Annotated in this window: 17 protein-coding genes; 7 read left to right on the forward strand and 10 right to left on the reverse strand. The window is 48.4% G+C overall.

Annotation, left to right across the window (positions count from 1 at the left end; genetic code table 11):
- Window positions 1-194 (reverse strand): type IX secretion system membrane protein PorP/SprF (locus ACT6R0_RS10280; RefSeq protein ID WP_444667388.1); only part of this gene is annotated, 194 nt, incomplete at its 3' end.
- 173 nt (window positions 195-367) lie between these two features.
- Window positions 368-8,497, reverse strand: a complete 8,130-nt coding sequence (locus ACT6R0_RS10285) for a fibronectin type III domain-containing protein (RefSeq protein WP_444653565.1) — start codon at window positions 8,495-8,497, stop codon at window positions 368-370.
- A 168-nt stretch (window positions 8,498-8,665) separates the two neighbouring features.
- On the opposite strand from ACT6R0_RS10285, the gene hflX reads away from it, so the two are divergent.
- From hflX to ACT6R0_RS10300, 3 genes are read left to right on the forward strand one after another with little or no spacing between them, the layout of a single operon-like run.
- Entirely contained in the window at window positions 8,666-9,907 is a 1,242-nt protein-coding gene (gene hflX / locus ACT6R0_RS10290) for a GTPase HflX (protein WP_444653563.1), read from the forward strand.
- Between the two features lie 14 nt (window positions 9,908-9,921).
- Window positions 9,922-10,557, forward strand: coding sequence for a hypothetical protein (locus tag ACT6R0_RS10295; RefSeq protein ID WP_444653562.1), 636 nt, complete (start codon window positions 9,922-9,924; stop codon window positions 10,555-10,557).
- 29 nt (window positions 10,558-10,586) lie between these two features.
- Window positions 10,587-11,852: an MFS transporter gene (locus tag ACT6R0_RS10300; RefSeq protein ID WP_444653560.1), complete on the forward strand. Its 1,266-nt coding sequence runs from the start codon at window positions 10,587-10,589 to the stop codon at window positions 11,850-11,852.
- Window positions 11,853-11,946: 94 nt separating this feature from the next.
- Here ACT6R0_RS10300 and ACT6R0_RS10305 read toward each other — a convergent pair whose 3' ends face one another.
- The 6 genes from ACT6R0_RS10305 to ACT6R0_RS10330 form a co-directional block, all read right to left on the reverse strand.
- On the reverse strand, window positions 11,947-12,831 hold the full coding sequence (locus tag ACT6R0_RS10305; protein ID WP_444653559.1) for a DUF3078 domain-containing protein: 885 nt from the start codon (window positions 12,829-12,831) through the stop codon (window positions 11,947-11,949).
- A gap of 33 nt (window positions 12,832-12,864) precedes the next feature.
- Window positions 12,865-13,389 (reverse strand): DUF2480 family protein, encoded by a 525-nt coding sequence (locus ACT6R0_RS10310; RefSeq protein ID WP_444653557.1) that lies wholly within the window; start codon window positions 13,387-13,389, stop codon window positions 12,865-12,867.
- Between the two features lie 180 nt (window positions 13,390-13,569).
- Entirely contained in the window at window positions 13,570-13,893 is a 324-nt protein-coding gene (locus ACT6R0_RS10315; protein ID WP_444653556.1) for an SUF system Fe-S cluster assembly protein, read from the reverse strand.
- A gap of 6 nt (window positions 13,894-13,899) precedes the next feature.
- On the reverse strand, window positions 13,900-14,319 hold the full coding sequence (locus tag ACT6R0_RS10320) for a SufE family protein (protein ID WP_444653555.1): 420 nt from the start codon (window positions 14,317-14,319) through the stop codon (window positions 13,900-13,902).
- 2 nt (window positions 14,320-14,321) lie between these two features.
- A complete protein-coding gene (locus tag ACT6R0_RS10325; protein WP_444653554.1) occupies window positions 14,322-14,765 on the reverse strand; it encodes a hypothetical protein in 444 nt (147 codons plus the stop codon).
- A gap of 119 nt (window positions 14,766-14,884) precedes the next feature.
- On the reverse strand, window positions 14,885-16,099 hold the full coding sequence (locus ACT6R0_RS10330; RefSeq protein WP_444653552.1) for an aminotransferase class V-fold PLP-dependent enzyme: 1,215 nt from the start codon (window positions 16,097-16,099) through the stop codon (window positions 14,885-14,887).
- A gap of 320 nt (window positions 16,100-16,419) precedes the next feature.
- On the opposite strand from ACT6R0_RS10330, the gene ACT6R0_RS10335 reads away from it, so the two are divergent.
- From ACT6R0_RS10335 to ACT6R0_RS10350, 4 genes are read left to right on the forward strand one after another with little or no spacing between them, the layout of a single operon-like run.
- On the forward strand, window positions 16,420-17,316 hold the full coding sequence (locus ACT6R0_RS10335; RefSeq protein WP_444653551.1) for a heme/hemin ABC transporter substrate-binding protein: 897 nt from the start codon (window positions 16,420-16,422) through the stop codon (window positions 17,314-17,316).
- Window positions 17,306-18,340: a FecCD family ABC transporter permease gene (locus ACT6R0_RS10340; RefSeq protein WP_444653549.1), complete on the forward strand. Its 1,035-nt coding sequence runs from the start codon at window positions 17,306-17,308 to the stop codon at window positions 18,338-18,340. Before ACT6R0_RS10335 ends, ACT6R0_RS10340 begins: the two co-directional genes overlap by 11 nt.
- Window positions 18,341-18,344: 4 nt before the next feature.
- The gene (locus tag ACT6R0_RS10345; protein ID WP_444653548.1) at window positions 18,345-19,121 is read left to right on the forward strand and encodes a heme ABC transporter ATP-binding protein; all 777 of its coding nucleotides are present in this window, start codon (window positions 18,345-18,347) and stop codon (window positions 19,119-19,121) included.
- An 11-nt stretch (window positions 19,122-19,132) separates the two neighbouring features.
- Window positions 19,133-20,170, forward strand: coding sequence for a hemin-degrading factor (locus tag ACT6R0_RS10350; RefSeq protein WP_444653546.1), 1,038 nt, complete (start codon window positions 19,133-19,135; stop codon window positions 20,168-20,170).
- A 171-nt stretch (window positions 20,171-20,341) separates the two neighbouring features.
- On the opposite strand, the gene ACT6R0_RS10355 is transcribed toward ACT6R0_RS10350, so the two are convergent.
- The gene (locus ACT6R0_RS10355; RefSeq protein WP_444653544.1) at window positions 20,342-21,037 is read right to left on the reverse strand and encodes a DsbA family oxidoreductase; all 696 of its coding nucleotides are present in this window, start codon (window positions 21,035-21,037) and stop codon (window positions 20,342-20,344) included.
- A gap of 200 nt (window positions 21,038-21,237) precedes the next feature.
- A complete protein-coding gene (locus tag ACT6R0_RS10360) occupies window positions 21,238-22,302 on the reverse strand; it encodes an HmuY family protein (RefSeq protein WP_444653543.1) in 1,065 nt (354 codons plus the stop codon).
- Between the last annotated feature and the right edge of the window lie 16 nt (window positions 22,303-22,318).

Here is a 22,318-nt window from a genome sequence, read left to right on the forward strand (position 1 = left end):
CTCGGGGAATCCTGGATGTCGACCCACTGCTTGCGGTACAAAAGCCCGAAGGCAAGGTTCTCCTTAGAACCGGCATACGCCGGGTTGATCACATTCATGTTGTACATGTACTGCGTGTAATGCGGGTCCTGCTGAGCGTTCATCTCAGACAACCCACCAAGAGCCAAGAATGCTGCAAGGTATAGTTTCTTCATGTGTGTGTGGTTTCTATTTACTTTAATACTCGTTGCTTTTTCAGCCTATCAAAGCAAACAAATTTTTTTGAATTTCGTATGAATTTTATGAAATGTTTATGCAAAGAATTCAGCGTTTACTGAGATCATCAGGAATATTCCCCCGCTGAGCGGGGGAAATACCTGATTATCAATTATTCTTCACGATTCACGTATACCCATCCGGTTTTTGTTTCACCGTTGTTACGCTCTATCATGTAGAAGTAAGTACCCGTTGGAAGTTCGTCACCACCTGCTGATTGGCCATGCCATTGGTCAGTGTATCCGTTACCACGGGAGTAAACCTCTTGTCCGTAGCGGTTAAAGATGCCCAGTTTCCTTACATCAAGAGCGGTAAGGTCGAACGTATCATTCTTACCGTCATTATTTGGAGATATACCCCTTGGAACGTCACAAGTAGTGTCGGCCACAGGTACATCAACATCCATAGAACAGTCGCCGTTAGCCTGAGGTATCACCATTACGTTGTATGTACCCGGCTCAGTTACCTGAAGCCTGGAGTCCGTACCAACTGTTGCACCTGCACTGTTCGTCCAAACGAAATCAACATTATCTACGGTGTAGATCTCATCGGCATCGAATGATACTTCAAGAATATAAGCACCGCCTTCGCAGCCTTGCAGTACCGCTACCACAGGGATAGAAGTAACTGTTACCTGTACCGAAGCTGAAACCGAAGGACAATCCGGTGTGCCCGGTATCGTGTTCGTTACAGTATACGTACCAGGAGTACTTGCAGCAAGGTCGATAACACCTGTAGTGGCGTTGATCACCAAGCCGGCAGTAGCGCTAAATGTACCGGCACCACCCTGAAGCATAGGCGACGGGTTAGTTGAATCCTGGCAGTAAGCAAGGGCATCGTAGCCAAAGTCGGCAATTGGCGCAGGGTTAATGATGATGGTAACGCTGTGCGATACTACACCACATCCGTTAGCCGCAGCTATCGTATTGGTAACGATATATGTACCTTCTGCACTGGCAGAAGGGTTTATAACACCCGTCGCCGCGTTTATCGAAAGACCCGTTACATCTACTGTAAATGTTCCTGCAACAGCACCTGTATCAAAAGTTGGCGCTTCTGTACCACCAGCATTCTGGCATACCGCAGCAACTTCGTAAGTGAATGTCGCAGATGGCAGCTTAGTGATCGTAACCGATGCAGTAGCAACCACATCAGGACAACCATTTGCAGCGGCGATAGTATAGGTTACAGTATAAGTACCTGCTGTACTTGCAGCAAGGTCAATATCACCGGTAGCGGCGTTGATCACAAGGCCGGTACCACCTGCATAAATACCACCTGCATCACCTGCAAATGTTACTGTAGCAGTACCTGCATCAGAACAATATGGCGAACCTGTGTAAGAAATAGTTGCCACAGGGAGCGCGTTTATCACAACTTCTGCCGTTACTGCAAGCGAGCCACATGCAGCCGTAGCTGCAACAGTATATGTTACTGTGTGTGTACCAAGTGTACTTGCAGCAAGGTCAATATCACCTGTTACCGGATCAATAACAAGGCCTGCTGTGCCGCTGTAGGTACCACCTGCAGAACCTGTAAGGGTCACAGTAGCAGTACCGGCGTTCGCACAGTATGGAGTTGCCGCGTAAGCGATGGCAGCCTGAGGCGCGGCCTCTATAACCACGTTAGCAGTTGTTGTAAATTCAGGACATGAAGCTGTAGCCGCGATAGTATACGTTACCGTATAGCTGCCAACAGTACTTGCCCCAAGGTCTATTGCACCCGTAGCAGGATCGATCGTCAATCCTTCTGAAGAAGAATATGTTCCGCCTGCACTTCCTGTCTGTATTACAGTAGCTGTACCGGCATCAGAACAATATGGCGTAGTACCATAAGAGATCGTTGCTGTGAACTGATCGCTCAATACAACCCCGGCAGTTACCGCAAGGGCCGCACATGCTGTTGTAGCAGGGACCGTGTAGGTTACTGTATATGTACCTGAAGTACTTGTAACAAGGTCGATCTCGCCGGTTACAGGGTCTATCGTCAGGCCGGCCGTAGAAGTATACGTACCTCCTGTAGAACCTGTATGCGTAACAGTAGCTGTACCGGTTCCTGTACAGTAAGGGCCACTGTAAGCGATAGTAGCCTCAGGAGCTGCCTCGATAACTATTTGTGCAGTTGTCGAATATTCCGGGCATAGTGCAGTAGCTGCAACGGTATACGTTACCGTATAAGTACCCGCAGGCGTAGAAGCAAGAGTGATCTCTCCTGTAGCAGGATCTATCACAACTGCAGCGTCGGCAGTATATACACCGTTAGGGCTTCCTGTATGGGTTACCGTAGCGGTTCCGGCATTCGTACAATATGGTGAGTTAACATAAGCAATGGTACCCGATGGGCCATCATTTACTGTAATGGTCAATGGAACCACATCAAAACAAATGTCTACAATGGTACTGTTAACCCTTACCCATATCGTTGTTGTCTGGGTTACATACGGAACTGTAAGATCAATTGGGCTGTCACCATCGATGGCATCCTGCTCGGTCTCATAGTACGAAACTTCATAATCTGCCGGAAGAAGTGTTCCAAGCACATCGTCGTTAAGCGTCGTAAGGTCGATAGATGATTCTGCGTTAAATCCGCAAAGGATCACTTCAGCAGGGTTCGGAACGTTCACGTCCGGACCAAGCGCTACTGTTACAGTATCTGTAATAGGCTCAGTATTCGAAGCGTTCGGTACCGTTACCAAAACCGTGTAAGTATGCACTCCCGGCTCAGAAACCTGGATGGTTTGCGTAAGAGCCGTAGTAGACACGATCACTGGCACGAACGGCGTTGTAGAGCCATCCATGAACCACTGGTATTGAGGACCCTGTCCGTTACCCGGAGTAGTTACCGAAGCTGTTATCGTTGTATTCGGTTGTCCACAGAACTCTTTATCAGGACCCAATGCCACATTATATAGAATGTTACAGTTGGTAGTACCTGTACTTGAATCCAACTGCTGTAGCTGGATCTGGCCCTGCGCACCGTTAAAGTTGGTAATAAGTACAGCATAGATCTGGCCTTCTACAGCGTTAGGGATCGTAAAGTTCTCTATCGGCGCACCGGAGTAGCTACAGTCGATAATGTTACCGAAAGGATAGAAAGTCGATCCTACGTTGCTGAATGGACATGTTGGACAGTCAACCAGGTCGATCTGCGCACATGCTTCAGTAAGCGATGTGAACGGACCAAAGGCTGCAAAGTCAACGTCGAGGCCTGTACCGATAGGTGTACCATCGTTACTGAATTGCGTGTTCTGGATCATCTGGAAGTCAAGCTGCCCATCTTGTTCTACCTGAAGGTAGTACCAAACCGGGTTTGGAGTAGATCCAAGACATGCCACTTCTCCGTAACCAGAATTAAAGCCCTGTCCGAAAGTATTGTCGAAAATGATCGACGATCCTCCACTTGAACCACAGAATGGTTCTGCATCAACAATAGATACATCTGTAGTGGTAAAGTTACCAGATGACCATGGGCTCACCTCGGTAGAACTACAAATCGCCCTGACCCAGAATGTATAGGCCGTATTATTGTTAAGCGTTTCGCTTATAACTGTAGTAACGTCAATTTCCGTCCCGCTTGCAGGTGCAGGCGATCCTGCCGGAAGTATCGCATATTCCCACTCTGTTTCATTTCCTCCCGGTTCCCATGTGATGTTAGCGCCGTTCGAAGAAACACAGCTTACATTCACGTCTGCCGGTGGAGGGCATGTAACGATCGTGATATTAATGTTATCAATAGCACCCGGCTGTTGTGTACCGCCACTGGTGTCGTTCCTCCATTCGAACACAAGCCTTCCGATGGTCGCAGGACCCTGTGTAGGTATGTTGAAGTTTGCATTTGTCCAGGTATTGTTCGTCTGGAAGTTGCCGCCAAGTTGCACACCGCCGCTGTTAGCAGCTGTTATCTGTGTGCCCGGGGTTGGAACGAATGAGGTTGGTACCCACCATACCCTTATGTAATCCCAGCCTGCTTCTCCCTGGTTCCTCCAGTCGAAGGCGACATTGATCATGTTCACCTCGTCTTCAATAAGGATATCCCTGAATGCATGCACAACAGATCCTGAACCTGTAGCATAGTTATGGGTAGTACCATTAGTATTACTAATGTAAAGTGAATGCGTTGGGCTGTTGCTTACCGCAGTACCATATACCCACTTGTTGGTTTGCGTGCCGTTAGACAGCGCCCAGCCATGAGTTGGATCTTCAAAATCCTCTGTGTATTCAAGCTCAGCAGGGATCTGCGTAGTCATGAAAGGCAGTGGGCCGATCCAGATGCTGTTGCCGTCTGTAGTGCCACAGTTACTCCTTACCCAGAAGTAATATTGTGTAGATGGCGTAAGTCCTGTCAATCCAACGTTCGTTGGCGATACGTTACCGGTTGGTACTGTAGTACCTGTAGGAGAAACGTTCGATGTAGAATAATAGTAGTCATATGTTGGAGTTACCGATAAAGGTCCTGTCCAGCTTATGTCTGCCGTATTTTGTGTTACCGGGCCAAGCGTAAGCGCCGTAGGCGAAGGGCAGGTAACGATCTGGATGTTCACGTTATCTATGGCTCCCGGCTGCTGCGTACCGCCGCCGCCGTCGTTGCGCCATTCGAAAACAAGTCTTACCGTAGTTCCGGCGTAGGCCGCTGCATTGATAATATGCGTTGCCGTTGCCCAAGTGTTGCTGGACTGGTAGTTGCCACCCAACTGGAAGCCGCCACTGTTAGCCGCAGTGATCTGAGTACCCGGTACTGGTGCGTACGTTGACGGCACGACCCATACGCGGATATAATCCCATCCTGCTTCTCCCTGGTTCCTCCAGTCGAATTGAAGCACGATCTGGTCTAGCGGGGTAGGAAGCGTTACATCGCGGTAAGCATGTACGACAGAGGTTGCCCCTGTGTTGTAGTTATGTGTAGTACCACCTGTATTACTAATGTATAGTGAATGGGTAGGCGAGTTGCTTACCGCGGTACCGTATGCCCACTGATTGGTTTGCGCGCCGTTGCTCAATGTCCACTGATAGTTAGGGTCTTCAAAATCCGTACTATAGTTAGGTATTGCAGGCACCTGTGGTGTGTTGAACACTAAAGGCCCTACCCACAGGCTTGTACCATCTGTACCACCACAATTACTCCTTACCCAGAAGAAATAGTTGGTAGATGGGTTAAGTCCTGTCAAGCCAACGTTCGTAGGAGAAACGTTGCCTGTTGGCGTAGTGCCGGCAGTAGGAGCAGTATTGGTAGTCGTATAATAGTAGTCATACGTTGGCGTTACAGATGCAGGTCCTGTCCAGCTGATAGCTGCCGTGTTTAGTGTTACCGGGCCCAATGTAAGCGCCGTTGGCGTAGGACAGGTAACGATTTGCACGTTCACGTTATCTATGGCGCCTGGCTGCTGTGTACCACCGCTGGTGTCGCTGGTCCATTCGAACACAAGCCTCATGATGCTGCCACCATAAGTTCCTACGTTCACTAAGTGTGTAGCAGGTGTCCATGTGTTTACCAGCTGGTGGTTGCCTCCAAGCTGGAAGCCGCCGCTGTTGGCTACAGTGATCTGTGTTCCAGGTGTAGGCACAAAGTTTACAGGAACGACCCATACCCTGATGAAGTCCCAGTTGTTCTCACCATTGTTCCTCCAGTCATATGTTATTATGGCCTGGTCTACAGGGTTTGGCATCTGGAAGTCACGGTATGCATGAACTATCGATGCAGCACTTGTAGAATAGTTATGTGTTGTACCGTTAGTATTACTGATGTAGATCGAGTGCGTAGGCGAATTGCTCACAGCAGTACCATAGTGCCATTGGTTGGTCGCGGTACCGTTGCTTAGCGTCCACTGGTGGTTGGTATTTTCAAAGTCGATCAGTGTACCAGGTATTGCGGCAATTTGCGGTGTTGTAAATGCAAATGGCCCAACCCATGCACTGGTCGTACCGCCGCCACAGTTACTCCTTACCCAGAAATAGTAAGTAGTCGATGGCGTAAGGCTTGTGAAAGGAACCGAAGCCGTACTAACGTTGCCTGTTGGAACAGTAGCCCCTGTTGGCGCTGTGTTGGTAGTTCCGAACACATAGTCGAACGTTGGGCTAACCGAAGTTGGACCTGTCCACGTCACTGTAGCTGAGTTGGCTGTAAATGGTGTTCCAAGCGCAAGGTTATATGGCGACGGACAAGCAACAAGTGATATGTTCACATTGTCTATTGCTCCCGGAGGTTGCACACCTCCGCTCGTATCGCTGGTCCATTCAAATACAAGCCTCATTACAGTGCCTGCATAAGCGCCGGCATTGATAATGCGGTTCTCGGTCACCCAGCTGTTCGCAAGCTGATGGTTGCCGCCCAGCTGTATACCGCCACTGTTGGCCGCGGTGATCTGCACACCCGGTGTTGGCGTGAACGTAGCCGGTACGAACCATACCCTTATAAAGTCCCAGTTGTTCTCACCATTGTTCCTCCAGTCATACTGAAGAAGTATCTGGTCAACAGGGGTAGGCATGGCAATGTCTCGGTAAGCATGCACTATCGATGCAGCACTTGTAGAATAAGCGTGCGTTGTACCGTTAGTGTTACTAATGTATAGTGAATGCGTAGGCGAGTTGCTTACAGCAGTACCATAGTGCCACTGGTTGACTTGCGTACCGTTCGAAAGCGCGAATCCGTGTGGCCCCTCAAAGTTCTGAGAGTATCCTCCGGTAATGTTCACCGGTATCTGTGTAGTCGTAAATCGGTAAGGCCCTGCCCATGCAGAGAAAGTACCATCGGCACAATCAGCCCTTACATAATATTCGTATGCAGTACCGTCAGCAAGAGGGCCTGCAGTATAGTTCGTGTTCGTATTAGCAGTTGTACCGGCACCTGTTGGTATGCCCGTACCTGCGAACTGTACCACTACCTGCCATGAGGTCGCGCCGCTTGGGTTTGTCCATGAAAGGTTGGCAGAATCTGAATCAACGCCTAGTGTAGGCAGGCCTACCGGCGCTGCGCAGTTGATGCGCTGTATCGTAAGTGTATATGGGGTAGACTGTGTAGTACCCGATGTAGAGATAACTACATAATACGTTTGGCCTGCGACCACCGCCATGTTAATGTTCACCGGATTGGTAGCATTACCTACGCCACCCGCCGCACAACCAACGCCTATGTCGGCACAGTTGTTGTAAATGAACATACCTGAGTTAGGGCCATTATTGGTCATGCTGAAACCTGCAGTACCTGTGTAGGTAGGTGTATAAGCATAAACCACTTCGTCACCATTAAGGTAGTTGGCCGTAGTACTACAGCCTGTAGCACCTACAGTCCCTTCAATATCATCACCATAAAGGTTGGTATTCGAAGTATGCGAATACGTATCGTTACCAATTATGATAGGTGCGGTACAGTTAGTACCCGGCACTACTGTTGTAAAGAAATAAGGCCCTACCCAGTCGCTTGTACCGGTATCCGGGCAAACAGCCTTCAGGTAATATTTATACTGTGTAGCCGGCTGTAGCGGGTTGCCTGCGCTGTCCGTAGTAGCTACATAGCTGTTGTTTGGCGGTCCTGTGTAAGGAAGTCCCACGTTCGTAGGCGCTCCCGCGGCCGGCACAATATCTATATACCACTGGCTTGCACCCGATGGGTTGGTCCAGTTAAGCGTAGCAGTATTAATTCCGATGTTCGTTGTAGGCTGACCTACCGGGTTAAGGCACTGTTGAACCACCTTTACATTGTCTACCAGCCAGCGGTCTCCAAAGTCGCCATTCATTACGAATGCAATGTGTACCATTTGGTTAGCTGATCCCGGAGGAAGCTGAACTACTTTTTCCAGATAGTCCGTTTGGAACGGATCAGGGTTAAGCGTAAGTTCCGTCCAGGCCTGTACCTGAGTATAGGCCGCAGTATTGGTCGGGTCGTTACCCACATGGATCATGATCCTGTAGGTTGAGAGGTCATCACCCAATTGAGTAAGTCTCGACATGAAACGCAACTGCCCATTCGCAGGCGCGTTGAATTGAGGCGTTACAAGCCAGTCCTCAGTTGTTCCGGTCAGTACGTTCTCCCTGTTCAGGAAAGCGACCGAACCATTTCCCCCGTATGCAGGGCTTTGGATGGCATTGTGTGGTACGACCTTCCAAAATTGACCCGGGCCCGCAACGTTGATCTGCTGCCATCCGGGGGGAAGCGAAGTACCGCTGTTGTCAAATGTTTCTAACGCTAACTGGGCGTATCCGCACCAGGTCATTAAAAACATGAAAACAATCAAAGTAATTTTTTTCATAGTTTTTTAGGTTTAATAAAATTTAAACCCCAAATTTAAAAAAATATAACGATTAGCTAACAAGACATTAAATTTTAACAAAATAAATATCAATTGGGATTTTTTTATGAGAAGTTAAAAAAATAAAACATTGTGTTTGATTAATTTTGTATCCATTACTTAATTTATATGCTGGAAAAAGAAACTATAAACTTCGAAAAGACCGTAATTGCGGGCGTTATCACACAAAACCAAAGCGAAGAGAAATTGTCAGAATATCTCGATGAGCTTGAGTTCCTTACCTTCACCGCAGGGGGCGAGGTCATAAAGCGCTTTTCGCAAAAGATGGAGCGCCCTAACCCCAAGACCTTTTTAGGCACGGGAAAGATCGAAGAGATCAACTTATATATAAAGGAGAACGACGTTAAGACCATCATATTTGATGATGAGCTAACACCTGCGCAACAAAAGAATATCCAAAAAGTACTTGATGTAAAGGTTTTGGACCGCACCAACCTCATTCTCGACATATTCGCGCAGCGTGCCGAGACCTCTTATGCACGAACGCAGGTAGAGCTGGCCCAGTACCAATACCTACTGCCCCGCCTTACGGGTATGTGGACGCACCTTGAACGCCAACGAGGTGGTATCGGGATGCGCGGCCCGGGTGAGACCGAGATCGAGACCGACAGGCGCATCGTGCGCGACCGCATTGCCCTGTTGAAGGAAAAGATCAAAACCATTGACAGGCAGATGTCGGTACAGCGCGGCAACCGTGGTGCGCTGGTACGTGTGGCGCTGGTAGGGTATACCAATGTCGGCAAATCGACCCTGATGAATGTGATAAGCAAAAGCGAGGTGTTCGTAGAGAACAAGCTTTTTGCAACCCTGGATACAACCGTGCGCAAGGTGGTGATCAAAAACCTGCCGTTCCTGCTATCGGATACCGTTGGGTTCATCCGCAAATTACCTACGCAGCTTGTAGAGTCGTTCAAGAGTACGCTCGACGAGGTGCGCGAAGCCGACCTGCTGCTGCACGTGGTAGATATTTCGCATCCGGAATTTGAGGACCATATCGCTTCAGTGAACCAGATATTGCAGGACATAAAGAGTATGGGCAAGCCTACCATCATGGTGTTCAATAAAATTGATGCCTACAAGCCGCTTACCATCGAGTCCGACGACCTGATGACCGAGAAGACCAACCGCCACAACACGCTTGAAGAATGGAAAGCTACCTGGATGGGCAGCGTGGGCGAAAAGAACGCACTGTTCATTTCGGCTACCAATAAGGAAAACTTCGAGGAGTTCAGGGAAAAAGTATATGAAGCGGTAAGGGCGATACATATTTCGCGATTCCCATACAACAATTTCCTTTACCCGGATTACAAGGAGAACATGGCCGAGGAGAAGGAAGACGATAAAGAATAGTGTAAGTGTAATGTATGAGCTATACTGATAATATCCTCCCTAAAGATTTACTTGATATTATTAACTCACATGATTTTGGGGATGAAGGAGGTATATTAATCTCATCATTATCACTTGAAGATGATGATGAGATAATAAAATTGATCGTAGATTCAGGTAATATCGACACTCCCAATCAAACATGGGAAGTGGTAATAAGCGCTATAAAGGAGGAAAAGATAAATATTTCCTGGTGTAATCATATCATATTTCATGATGACCATTATTTATTATGGGAGTTTACTGATGATCAGACTTCCCTATATTTTAATGGAGAAGGCGGCAATGGAAAGGAGTTGCTTGCGGATATATATAAAATTCACAGGTCTTACTATAACTACCTTGATATTGAAAGATACATACTTGAAAAGAGAGATGGCTTACGCAATTTAGACTTGCTTACTCTCTGCAATTATGATAATGGACTTTTCGCCAAAGGCCCGAAAAAAATTCTGCAGTCTTACTATAATTGTTTATTGGCAAATTCGAAAAAGCCATATTTTTTAGATAATACTATTGCTTCTCAATCCACTCCAGACTTAAAGTTACTGTTGGTGGGAAACAGTTATTTCATTGGTAAAAATTTTAGATTCAGTCGTATCGACTGCTGAAGTTAAAATATTAAAGCAAAAGCCTTAGCATGGAACAAACAGCCCCTACCCTTTCAGGCTATCAAAAATTCGTCATTTTTATACTGGCCATTACCCAGTTTACAGTAATACTCGACTTTATGGTTATGTCGCCGCTTGGTGACATCCTGATGAAATCGCTCAAAATGAGTCCCTCGCAGTTTGGGATAGCGGTTTCTGCATACGCACTGAGCGCCGGAGCATCGGGGCTGCTCACCGCAGGCTTTGCCGATAAGTACGACCGCAAAAAGCTGTTGGTGTTCTTTTATACCGGCTTCATCATCGGCACCGTCCTGTGCGGGGTCGTCGATACTTACGAACTGCTTGTGGCAGCACGCATTTTTACCGGTATATTCGGTGGGGTTATCGGGTCGATATCCATGGCCATTGTCGCCGACCTTTTCGCCATACAGCAACGCGGGCGTGTAATGGGCTTTTTGCAAATGGGATTCGGTGCCAGCCAGGTGCTCGGCATACCGATTGGGCTATACCTGGCTACCAAGTGGCACTGGCATACACCCTTTTTATGGATCGCCGCCATGGCATTCATAGTTGTGGCGCTGATAGTCATAAAGTTGAAACCTGTTACCCAACATCTTACGGTAAAGCAGGACAAATCACCACTAAAACATCTGTTCGATACGTTACTTAATAAGGAATACCGCGTTGGCTTTACTGCTACTGCGCTACTGTCAATAGGGGGGTTCATGATGATGCCTTTCGGGAGCGCATTTGCCATCAATAACCTGCACATAACCAACGGTCAGCTGCCGCTGGTATTCATGGTAGCGGGGATCAGCACACTGGTTTTCATGCCGCTTATGGGCAAGCTGAGCGATAAGATGGATAAGTTCCGCTTATTCGCGTATGCCTGCCTTTGGATGATCATCATTGTATTGATATATACGCGCCTGGAAACTACGCCGCTGTGGCTGGTCATGATGTTCAATGTATTCATGATGTCGGCCATAACGGCAAGGATGATCCCCTCTACAGCACTTGTTACCGCCGTACCGGAACTGAAGGACCGTGGCGCCTTTATGAGCGTCAATTCGTCATTGCAGCAGATCGCCGGGGGAATTGCCGCTGCCTTTGCAGGGACGATCGTTGTGCAAAAAACCGAACACAGCCCATTGGAGCATTATGAAACACTGGGATATATCGTATCGGGCATTACCCTGTTGAGCATCTTTTTACTGTATCGCGTAAGCCGCATGATAAAGAAAAGGCCGGTGCTGGAAGTGCCGGTGCCGACTGTAAAATCTGTAGATGCATGATTTATTACCCGTTCTTAAACGAACAGGCCTGACAGTTTTTAAAACCTGTCAGGCCTGAAACGTATGTATTAAAGCGCGGATAAATGGAAAACCTTTAAAACCCGTAATTCGCCGCTACGCCAAATACCTGCCTGACCTGAAAGCCGCGAAAGGCGTTGTCGTCATAAATGGTCTGGAATGACAGGTTGGTGGTAAGGTAGCGGTTGATCTTCATCACGATGTTCAGCTGGTAATCGATATCCACGTTTTGCGGATCTTCTAAATAATTGGAATACAGATTAAGGATATTCTCAAATGTTACATTGGCAATTATATCCAGCTTATAGTACATACTGGCATTGAAACCCAGCTCGTACCGCATTGACTTGCCTTCCTCAACTCCAAAATATTCTTCATTGGGCAATGTGAAATTTTTATCCACAAAGGTGAACTTTGAGGTTGCCGGCGACAGGTTAATCTTAAAGTTATCGTCCCTTTTGTACAGCATACCGGGGCCTGTATACAAATAGGCCGGTGAAAGGAAGCTGGTATATTCCTCACGCATTTCGGCTCCGTCTTCATTTCTCGAATACACGTAACCTTTGGTAAACTGTGTCTTGAAATTGGCAAATGCCGAATACGACCATCTTTCCGATGCTTTTTTGCCTACGACCGAGTTGAATTCGAAACGGTCATCCGTCTTTTTCGCGAATGAGCTCGTTTTGGTCTTCACAATACCATAAGAAGCGATCACTTTATTATCCCACGTCCAGTCGCCCTTGGCATAATTGAAATCGTAATTGAGCCCGATGGTACCGGCAATGTTATTCTCGCCACCCGCCAGCCAGTTATCGAATGTGCTTTGGTTGAACAGCAATGAGGCATTCCCTTTTTTGGTCCAGGGGCCTATCGTGTCGTTATCGGCTGCAGGGTTATCTTCCTGAGCTGTCGCGGCAATAGTGCCGGCCATGAGAAACATTAAGGATAAGATCTTCTTCATAGTATTGTTGTTTAAGTGGCTTCCGGGGAACGGCTATTTCTTTTTATACAATGGCACCGATGAGCAGGCCTCACCGAACATAATGCTTTTTGCAAAAGGCATCAATTTTTGTGCCGCTACTACATACGCCTCTTGCGGGACGGGCTTGCGCGAACATCCTTTTATGATCACGGGCTTGCCTGTGTAGTCGCTATAATCAAGCCCATCAAGTAGTTCCTGGTACACCAGCACGTTAATGTCTTCTGCCCTGCCCTGCGTGATCTTTTTTGCAAAAGGCTGCAGGAATACCGTTACCAGCATGTAGGCCCATGCGGGCACAATGGCATCGGTACTGCAATGCAGGGCAACGAATTTTCCCTCATACTGCTGCCAGTCGTAATTCTTCAGCGCTTCGCGAAAATCCTTTTCCCTAAGCACAAATCCCTCCCACAGCCATTGCGATATGTCTATGGCCACACGCTCGCCTTCGGGGTAATAGTCCTCCAGGTCGAATACCTGCAGGGCGCTGTTGGCCACACGGTTTATTATTTCTTCTTCTATGTTAGTTTCAGGTTTCATAGTTTAAAGTTAAAAGTTACCACTCCTGATGTTGAGTCCTCACCCCGGCCATCTCCAAAGGAGAAGGTGACGGTACGAAACACTCATACCGGTTAGTCGGCAATCATTAAGCGTTTTTTCGGCAGGTCTCGCTCCCCTGTTCGGGGAGGGTCAGTGGAGAGGATAGCTGCGACCGAAAACTTACAACATCCCCAGCTCCAGCTTGGCCTCTTCGCTCATCAGGTCGCGGGTCCATGGCGGGTCGAAAGTGATCTCTACCTCAGCCTCTTTTACGGCATCAAGTTTTTCGATCTTATCCTTTACCTCCTGCGGCAGGCTTTCGGCCACAGGGCAGTTGGGTGAAGTAAGCGTCATCAGGATCTTCACCTCATTGTCGGTGTTCACCATCACGTCATATATCAGCCCCAGCTCGTATATGTCTACGGGTATCTCCGGATCGTAAATCCCCTTAAGCACCTTTACTATCTCTTCGCCCAGTTGTGCGGTGTCCATTTCGTGTTCCATTGTGTTTTAATTTTTGGCGCTAAAGGCCAGTGCGTACATTTTTATTTGTTTGATCATCGATACCAATCCGTTGGCACGTGTGGGAGAAAGATGTTCTTTTAAACCAATTTCGTCTATGAAGGCCGTGTCGGCATCCAGGATGTCGGCAGGCTTTTGGTTGGAGAACACACGTATCAGTATCGCGATGATGCCTTTGGTCAATATGGCATCGCTATCCGCAGTGAATACCACCTTGCCATCCTGCTGCTCGCCATGCAACCACACCTTGCTCTGGCAGCCCTTGATGATGTTATCTTCGGACTTATACTGCTCATCGATCAGCGGCAGCGTCTTGCCCAGGTCAATCACGTACTGGTAACGTTCGTCCCACTCATCGAACATTGCGAACTCATCAATGATCTCTTCCTGTATCTCTTTTATTTTCATGCTTACAATCCTGTAATATCGTTTACCAGATCCTTTATTTCTGCCGGCGGGTTGCCATGGTCAAACGTTGCGGTCTGGTATTCCTTGCCGTCAACGATGACTTTCAGCGTAGCGGCCAATGCGCCGTCAAACTGGTGCTTTTTGCTGGGTACCTCAAAGATTTCCATTTTTTCCAGGCTGATCTTCTCGGTAGCGGCCAGCAGGTCGTCCCATTCGGCGCTGTCCGTTTTGTCTTTGTAGGTTGTTACCTCGCCCATCATGCTTTCCTTGTGCACAATCGAATCTCTGGTGACAACATAGCTAAGGTTCGAGCCTCGCGTGTAGGCTTTGTACTCAAAGGTTATCTGTTTGCCCGCCATTTTCGACGATGACTTTGATGATGAGCAACCCAATACCATGGCTGCCGTAAGCAGGACCACAAGGATGATAACGACTATTTTTTTCATGTAATGTGATTTGTTTTGACCTCACCCCCAGCCCCTCTCCAAAGGAGAGGGGAGGAGCTACACTCATACCGACTATGTACGGCGTACGTGGTGATTATTTAAAGTTAATGATTTATCTGTTATGACAACATCCGCTGTGCCTTCTTCACGGCTTCTGCCAATGCGTCGATTTCTTCTTTTGTGTTATAAAAAGCAAATGATGCCCTTACCGTTCCCGGTATTTGGAAAAACTCCATGACCGGCTGGGTACAATGGTGGCCCGTGCGCACCGCGATGCCCATTTTGTCAACTATCGCACCAATGTCATACGGGTGGATGCCCTGCAGGTTGAAGGATATTACCGAAGCCTTTTGGGCTGCGGTGCCTACGAATTGCATCCCATCGATCTCTGACAGCTTTTGCACACCATAGTCCAGCAATTCCTGCTCGTAGGCGGCGATGTTGTCAAACCCAACCGAATTAAGGTAATCAATCGCTGTGCCAAGTACAATGCCGCCTTCAATGTGCGGCGTTCCGGCCTCGAATTTGTGCGGCAGGCCGGCATAGGTGGTTTTGGCAAAGGTCACTTCCTTTATCATCTCGCCCCCGCCCTGGTACGGCGGCAGCTTGTCGAGCCAGTCCTCCTTGCCATATAGTATACCGCTTCCGGTTGGCCCGCAGGCTTTATGCCCGGAAATGGCATAAAAGTCACAGTCGAGTGCCTGCACGTCTAACTTCATGTGCGGTGCCGCCTGTGCACCATCGATAAGTACGGCGGCCCCAACAGCATGGGCTTTGTCAATAATATGCTTTATCGGGTTGATGGTGCCAAGGGAATTCGAGATGTGGTTCACCGCCACGATCTTCGTACGTTCTGAAAGCAGCTTTTCAAATTCTTCAATGATAAGCTCACCCTTTTCGTTCATCGGTATCACCACAAGTTTCCCGCCCGTCCGTTCGCAAAGCATCTGCCAGGGCACGATGTTGCTGTGGTGCTCCATGGCCGAGATCATCACCTCATCGCCCGCTTTTACAAAGTGTGTAAACCCGCTTGCCACCAGGTTGATGCCGTGCGTAGTACCTGCGGTGAACAGCACTTCGTAAGGATGTTTGGCATTGATGTGTGTTTGGATGGTCTTACGCGAAGCCTCATACGCATCGGTCGCCAACTGGCTGAGCGTATGCACCCCGCGGTGGATGTTGGCATTAATGGTGCCGTAGTAATTACCGACCGCATCGATAACCTGCTGCGGCTTTTGCGATGTGGCGGCATTGTCAAAATAAACAAGCGGCTTTCCGTTCACCTTTTGGTCCAGTATCGGAAAATCAGCCCTTATTTTCTGTATATCAAACATGTATTTTCTCCTTTATTGAACAGTTTATCATAGGCAATTAAGATGCCCTACCGTTATGCAATGCAAATTTACGTGATGTTTTTGTAAATATGGTTTTTTGAGGTTAAAGTTTGGGCTGGAAGGGTTATTCCTAAAAAGGAGACACAAAGATCCGTAAGGTAATATTGTCATTTATTGCTTTGGACTTCGTATTACTTTGCCTCTTCTTTGCGGATCTTCTTGAAACAGATGCCAAGTTTTAATCCTTATCTTTTTTCATTCTAAATAAAAATAATACATTTGCCTTAATTTAGATTAAATATAAACAACAGTTCTGAACAATGAGAAAAATAAACCAAATACTGGCGATCGCATTCATCATGCTGGCAACAGTTTCTTGTAAAAAAGAAGAAAGAACAAGCGAGGAGAATACCGTAAAAACTGATAGCACTACCGTAGCGGCTGGCCCGCGTATCGTGTCGCTTAACGGCGCCGTGACCGAAGTGGTTGCCGCCCTCGGCCATGAGAAAGAGATCGTAGGCAGGGATGTTACTTCCACTTTTCCTGAAAGCGTTAAGGATTCTGCCAAAGATCTGGGCCATGTAAAGCACGGCATGTCCATCGAGGGGATCATGGAGCTGAAGCCAACACTTATCCTTGGTACTGAAAAAGACATTACCCCGGACCTTAAAGCGAAGATCGAAGGGTCAGGTATTAAGTCGGTTACCTTCAGGCAGGAATTCTCTGCCGAAGGCGCTAAGAAACTTATTGCCGATGTAGCCGCAGCACTTGAGCATACCGCTAATATTAAACCGATACAGGACAAAATTGATACTGACCTTGCTGAAGTGGTGAAATTCAAGAAGGCACCAAAAGTATTATTCATCTATGCCCGTGGCGCTAACATGCTGATGGTAAGCGGCACAGGCACTCCTATAGAAAGCATGATACAGCTGGCAGGCGGCGCGAATGCCGTTACCGGCTTTGCCGACTTCAAGCCACTAACACCTGAGGCGCTCATAAAAGGCAACCCTGATGTGATCCTGCTGTTCGAAAGCGGCGCGGAAAGCGTTAAGGGAATCGATGGTGTACTGAAAATACCAGGGGTTGGCAAGACCAATGCCGGGAAAAATAAAAATATCATAACAATGGATGGTGGTTTGCTTACCAACTTTGGCCCACGCACAGGCGAGGCGGCTAAAGGGCTGAACCAACTGCTTGCCAGGAATGCGAAATAAGCTCTTTATATACCTGCTGCTTAGTTTTCTGCTGCTGACCATTTTAGCAGTTTGGTCGATGTACAGTGGGGTTTTTGTATTTGAAAAACATTCGTTCTTAGAAATATTCAATGGTATCATTGCCAACGATGGCAGCATCGACCCGTCCGAACGCTTCGTGCTGATGGACCTTCGTTTGCCTCGCATCGTCATGGGCATTCTCATCGGGAGCGCACTTGCGGTTTCGGGCACGTGCCTTCAGGGGATGTTCCGTAACCCGCTTGCCACACCCGATCTATTGGGCATAACCGCCGGGGCATCGCTTTTCGCGGCTATCACCATTGTGCTTGGCAGCTATATTAAGCCCTACATACCTGAGGTGCTGCACTACTCACTTTTGAGCATCATGGCGTTCCTGGGCGCGTTGCTTACCATGGTACTGGTGTACCGCCTTTCCAACCAGGGAGGCCGCACCAATATCGTTATGATGCTGCTCAGCGGCGTTGCCATTACGGCCATAGGGTTCGCGGCGATGGGGCTGCTCATCTTCTTCAGTAAAGATGAAGAGCTGCGCGACCTCACTTTTTGGAACCTGGGCAGCCTTGCCGGTGCCACCTGGGCTAAATGTTGCATACTGGCTGTGGTAATAGGGGTGTCGTTTACCATGCTTCTTAACAAAGGAAAAGCGCTTAACGCAATGATGCTTGGCGAAAGCGACGCACAGCACCTGGGCATATCCGTTGAAAGGATCAAAAAACAAATAATCGTACTTACCGCGCTCATGGTAGGCGCCTGCGTGGCGTTTGCCGGCACCATCAGCTTTATGGGGCTTATCGTGCCTTACATACTTCGCCTGGTGTTTAAGAGCAAGTACAACATCATATTACCGCTCGCGGCGGTGTGGGGCAGCATACTGATGCTTACCGCCGATACCGTGAGCCGCACCATAGCCCCGCCGGGCGAAATATCTGTCGGGGTGCTTACCGCCTTTATGGGCGCACCCATTTTCATGATCATCCTGATACGCAGCAGGAACCAAATGTAGCAGCATGTTAGAGGCAAACAACATATCGTACGCACATCGCAAGTTTACCATACTCGAGGGCATCGACATATCGGTCGATCCCGGTGAGCTGCTGGTGATCGTAGGCCCTAACGGTGCCGGCAAAAGTACGCTGCTGAGCGTTTTGGCAAACGAAATGGGCAAAACTGCCGATCCGGTGATCTTTAAAAAGAAAACCTTCAAGCAGTGGGATGATAAGGAACTGGCGCACAACAAGGCAAAGTTCTCCCAAAGCAATAACAGCGACATCCCGCTATCAGTGGCCGATGTGGTCATGATGGGCCGCTATCCGTATTTTAACGCCAGCCCGTCTAAAGCCGATAATGATGCTGTACTTAACGCGATGAACGAGACCGATGTGGCTTCGCTAAAAGACCGTGACTACAACTCCCTATCAGGCGGTGAAAAGCAAAGGGTGCATTTAGCGCGCGTATTGTGCCAACTGGATAACGAAGTATCCGGGAAGCTTGTGTTTTTGGATGAACCGCTCAATAACCTCGATGTGCTGCACCAGCACCGCATCCTCCACACGATAAAGGATTTTACCGAACGGGGCAACACGGCCGTAATGGTGCTGCATGACCTGAACCTGGCCGCGCAATTCGCCGACAGGGTAATGCTCCTTAAAAAAGGGAAGATCGTGGCACACGACATCCCCGATAAAGTTTTTACTAAAGAAATAATAAGCCGGGTATACAACTTTCCCTGTACGGTGTGCCCGAACCCGGTAAATAAGAACCCGTTAATAATTTTTGGAATTTAAATACACACTATATGGATACCACGACTAATACACTGAGATCGCAGTGGGAGGCCCTGAAAGCCGAAAACCCGCACCTGAGGATACGCAATGCCGCCGAGCAGCTTGGCGTTAGCGAGGCCGAGCTTGTAGCTGCAAGCGTTGGTGAGACCGTAACACGCCTGCGCCTGGAGTTTGCCGCTATACTTACCGAAGTTGAAAAACTTGGCAAAGTAATGGGCCTTACGCGCAACGACGAATGTGTGCACGAGCGCAAAGGCGTTTACCTCAACCCTGATTTCAGCAGCCCTTTCGCGGGATTGTTCGTGGGCGAGGATATTGACCTTCGCATTTTCCTTTCGCATTGGGACAAAGCCTTTGCCGTAGCAGAAACCAGCGAGCACGGTGACAGGAAGAGCCTTCAGTTCTTCGGGAAGGACGGCCTTGCGATACACAAAATATATTTGACAAAAGACAGCAATGCTGAGGCGTTCGATGACTTGGTGGAGCAATTCAGATCGGATAACCAAAGCCAGGAAGAAACGGCTGTAGCGGTGCCGCTCATCATCGACGAAAAGCCGGATGCGGACATCGACGTACCCGCTTTTCAGGAAGCGTGGAACGGCCTTAAGGATACGCACGCGTTCTTCGGTATGCTGAAGAAATTCGGCGTTACCCGCACGCAGGCACTTCGCCTTGCGCCAAATGAGCACTTCGCCCAAAAGGTGGACAACAATACCGTGGTAAAAATGCTTGAAGGCGCAGCCGAACAAAAACTGCCTATCATGTGCTTTGTGGGCAACCGCGGCAACATCCAGATACATACAGGCCTGGTACGCAAAACGATGTGGCATAACCAGTGGTTCAACGTGATGGACCCTGATTTTAACCTGCACCTGGATACCAGCAAGATCGCGCAAACGTGGATAGTTCGCAAGCCGACGGAAGATGGTGATGTAACAGCCGTTGAAGTATACAACGAAATGGGCGAGATCATCGTGCAGTTCTTCGGCAAAAGGAAACCGGGCATCCCTGAGCTCCAGGAGTGGAGAGAGCTTGTTGCTTCGCTATAATTTACAGGAAGTTATATAATTTGAAAGCCGTTCTGAGAGGAGCGGCTTTTTTGTTTTTTGGAACGCGCATGATCCCTCCTGTTGCGAGACAAGCTATGGATCGTGCGGATTTTCACGGATTTTTTGCCGGACAGTCATTGCGAGCGGAGACATTGAGACTAAGGTGATTCACTAACACTCCCCATCCACCCTACAGCTGTCGCCCTCGACAATATCAAGCGGGGCATTGGTTTTCCATTCGCCATACGATCTTTGCAGCACATCCAGGAAAGCATCGGCTTCCTGTGCGCCGCTTACGGCATACTTGCAGTTAAATACAAAGAATGGTACGCCACGCACGCCAATGTTACGCGCTTCCTGTATGTCCATCACCACATCCTGGAAATAAGCTTCGCTGCCCATTGCTTTCCCCAACGCTTCGGTATCAAGACCTACGGAGCCGGCTATTTCAATAAGTGTAGCTGCATCGTCAATGTTCCTTCCATCGGTAAAGTACGCTTTGAAGAGCGCTTCCTTAGCCTCGTTCTGCCTGCCGTGTTCTGCAGCAAAGTGCAGCATGCGGTGCGCGTTGAAGCTGTTGGCCGCTATGGCTTTGTCGAGGTTGTATTCCAGTCCGGTATCTGCAGCCATTTTGGCTACATAGCCGTTCATTTCCGTTGCCTCTTCAAGGGATATGCCCTTGTGCTCAGCAAGGAACTGGTGCAGGTTTTTGGTGGGGTCGGTCACCATTTCGGGTGAAAGCAGGTAGCTTTTCCACTCGATCTCCACCTTGTCTTTTCCTTCAAATTTTTCGAGCGCCTGCTCAAAACGGCGCTTTCCTATATAGCAGAACGGACACATGATGTCGCTCCATATCTCAATCTTCATGATGTTGTATTTTTTGCAAAGGTAGGGATTCCATAAATTCTGAATGGAGTCTTTTTGTAGAGACGCATTGAATGCGTCTCTCATCATGATATGCAAATCCGAGACGCAGGCACTGCGTCTCTACATCCATGTAAACAAAAAAATCCCGCAAGGCATGGACTACCCCCCGGGATTCAATAAAACAAAAACTAAGTTTAACCTTATTGCAGCAGCGCGTACTGGAACACCGGGAAGCCCCTGTGCCCATCTGTGCTGAGCATGGAAAGGAATTTTATTTTATAATAGTTGCCGTCGCCGTCCTGAAGGACAAAGAACACGTTGTTATACACCTGCACCGGGAGCACGTTCCTCCAGTTGGCGCCAATAGCCCTTTGGTCACTACTAAATGCAAAGTCGCCTGTCTCTAATGCCTGTAGTGAAAAGGCTTCATACGCGGCAGCATCGCCTTCTATTTTGATGGCCTTAACCCCTGCTTTAGTATTGGTCACAATATAATCTGAAAAGAAATACGCCCCAAACGATTCTGTCCCCTGGAACACCTCGTTCGTAAATGTAGTGAAGTTCATGTCCCACTTGTCCTTCTCAGGCTCTGCCTGAACTGCAGCCCCGGTAGTAAGGCTAAAGAACACATGGTTATACGCCGAATTTTTGGCGATGCTCACTTCAGTTGCCATGGTAGCGTCCAGGTTGGCATACTGCAGCTTGTAGTCATTGCCGTCCCTCCACACTTTCACTTTTTTCCAGCCCCTCGGGTCACCCGCTACGTTAGATACGCCCGGATCTACAGTAGTCGTAGGTATCATACTACCCAGGTTTACAAGGTATACTTTGGCCGTAGCTTCGCTGGTTGCCAGGTTTCCGAAGGCCGTTTGCGAGAGGCTGCCGTTTGGGTGGTCAATATAGGCCATATTGCCCGCATCGAAAGTCCCAACAGCTACTATAGGGTCTTCCTGCTGCAAAAGGGTAATGTCGGTCGTCTCCAGCTGTTTTACGGCCATTTTAAGCGACCCGTTGATCACTACCCGAAAATCGTCGCCGGAGTAGAAACCAAGGTCCCAGCTGTCGCGTGATACTGCAGTAGCGCTTTCGGAACTAAGGTCTATATACACCTGGTTCTTCTGGCTTGGGCCACCAACATTCAGCGGATGCTCGGCAGTACCGAATATCGTGCCTCCTGAGATCGGCTCGATCGGCGCTACATTGCTGTCATCATCGCCACAGGCAAGGGCCAGTAAAGCCAGCGGGAGTAAGAATATCTTTTTCATAATGCTTTAGTATTTG

Origin of the sequence: Flavobacterium sp. (assembly GCF_052437795.1) — a bacterium.
Taxonomy (GTDB): domain Bacteria; phylum Bacteroidota; class Bacteroidia; order Flavobacteriales; family Flavobacteriaceae; genus Flavobacterium.